At 63.7% G+C, this 2,054-nt stretch carries 2 protein-coding genes; both read left to right on the forward strand.

Annotated elements, in window-relative coordinates:
• Positions 1 to 247 precede the first annotated feature (247 nt).
• A complete protein-coding gene (gene tsf, locus EAW56_RS11890) occupies positions 248 to 1,066 on the forward strand; it encodes a translation elongation factor Ts (protein WP_095536760.1) in 819 nt (272 codons plus the stop codon).
• Between the two features lie 242 nt (positions 1,067 to 1,308).
• Complete coding sequence (pyrH, locus tag EAW56_RS11895; RefSeq protein ID WP_222428211.1) at positions 1,309 to 1,992, forward strand: UMP kinase; 684 nt, start codon at positions 1,309 to 1,311, stop codon at positions 1,990 to 1,992.
• Positions 1,993 to 2,054 lie beyond the last annotated feature (62 nt).

The raw sequence follows: 2,054 nt of genomic DNA on the forward strand, positions 1-2,054 counted from the left end.
ACCCCCTGACACATGCACCCCGCGTCTTCGGTTCACGTCCGCCCCACTTCACTGGGCCGGGACGCGAGCGAAGCGCGGGGTGTAGTGCATCCAAGGGCTGCTAGCATTTCCTAGCGTGCCGACTCACGCAAAGTCGGCTACCCTTTACACGATTACTTATCACAGCCAATTTTGGTTGCTTGTGGGCGCGTGGGCGCCGATAAGCTGCCCAAAATTGCACAAACCTTACGAGGAGGATCGCCCCAACATGGCGAACTACACTGCAGCAGACGTGAAGAAGCTCCGCGAGATCACCGGCTCCGGCATGATGGACTGCAAGAAGGCACTCCAGGAGACCGACGGCGACTTTGAGAAGGCCGTTGAGAACCTGCGCATTAAGGGCGCAAAGGACGTGGGCAAGCGCGCTGAGCGCAACGCCCTCGAGGGCCTCGTTGCAGTTTCCGGCAACACCATCGTGGAGATCAACGCAGAGACCGACTTCGTGGCCAAGAACCAGGAGTTCAAGGACCTCGCCGCTAAGATCGCCGACGCCGCTGCCGCTGTGAAGGCGAACTCCCAGGAGGAGCTGGCAAACGCTGACGTCGACGGCCAGACCGCGCACGAGGCGCTGCAGGTCCTGTCCGCAAAGATCGGAGAGAAGCTCGAGCTGCGCCGCGCCGCAACCGTCGAGGGCGACAACGTTGCGAAGTACCTGCACCAGCGCTCCGCGGACCTGCCGCCGGCCGTGGGCGTGCTCGTTGCCTACACCGGTGACAACGAGGAGGCCGCTCACCAGGTCGCTCTGCAGATCGCCGCGATGAAGGCTCGCTTCCTCAAGCAGGAGGACATCCCGGCCGAGGTCGTGGAGAAGGAGCGCGCGGTGCAGGAGGAGATCACCCGCAACGAGGGCAAGCCCGAGGCTGCCATCGAGAAGATCGTCCAGGGCCGCATGGGCGGCTTCTACAAGGACGTCGTGCTGCTGGACCAGCCGTCCCTCGCAGACTCCAAGAAGACCGTGAAGCAGTTCACGGAGGAGAGCGGCATCGAGATCACCGACTTCGTGCGCTTCGAGGTCGGCCAGGCGTAAGCAATCTGCTTATCGACGATGCCGTGAGCCCCGTCGAGTCTGTTCCGCTCTAGCGCCCTGCCCCCGGGAAACCGGGGCGGGGCGCTTTCGCGTTCTTTGCAGTGCATTTACCTGGTTGCGGGGGAACTGGTTAGAATCGGGTGCGAATACGCAAGCTTTCGATTCACCACCCGGCATTTGTGCATAAGGAGTGTCACACCGTGACTGATTTCGCCCTCAACCGCAACGGATTCAAACGCGTCATGCTCAAGCTTGGTGGTGAGATGTTCGGCGGCGGCAAGGTCGGCATCGACCCGGACGTGGTGGACAGCGTCGCCTCCCAGATCGCTGAGGTGGCCAAGGCGGGTACCGAGGTCGCCGTGGTCATCGGCGGCGGCAACTTCTTCCGCGGAGCGGAGCTGCAGAAGCGCGGCCTGGACCGCGCGCGTTCTGACTACATGGGCATGCTCGGCACCGTCATGAACTGCCTGGCGCTGCAGGACTTCTTGCAGCAGAAGGGCGTGGACTGCCGCGTGCAGACGTCCATCAACATGGCGCAGATCGCTGAGCCGTACCTGCCGCTGCGCGCCGCCCGCCACCTGGAGAAGGGCCGCGTGGTCATCTTCGGCGCCGGCATGGGCATGCCGTACTTCTCTACCGACACCACCGCTGCGCAGCGCGCGCTGGAGATCGGGTGCGAGGTCCTGCTGATGGCCAAGGGTGTCGACGGCGTCTACGACGACGACCCGCGCACCAACCCGGACGCCAACCTGCTCACTGAAATCTCGCCGCGCGAGGTGCTTGAGCAGGGCCTCAAGGTGGCGGATGCCACCGCGTTCTCCCTCTGCATGGACAACAACATGCCGATCCTGGTGTTTAACCTGCTCAAGGAGGGCAACATCGCCCGCGCCGTTGCCGGTGAGCAGATTGGGACCCTGGTGGCCTAGGCGTCCCTTCGGTGAGTGGAGTGTGCCCCGGCGGTATTGACCGCCGGGGCTTCCTTGTTGCC

Source organism: Corynebacterium gottingense, assembly GCF_003693265.1.
Classification (GTDB): Bacteria; Actinomycetota; Actinomycetes; order Mycobacteriales; family Mycobacteriaceae; genus Corynebacterium; species Corynebacterium gottingense.

Bases quoted from the DNA above. Each gene is read 5' to 3' on its own strand.
- tsf (WP_095536760.1), top strand. From the start codon at position 248: ATGGCGAACTACACTGCAGCAGACGTGAAGAAGCTCCGCGAGATCACC.
- pyrH (WP_222428211.1), top strand. From the start codon at position 1,309: ATGCTCAAGCTTGGTGGTGAGATGTTCGGCGGCGGCAAGGTCGGCATC.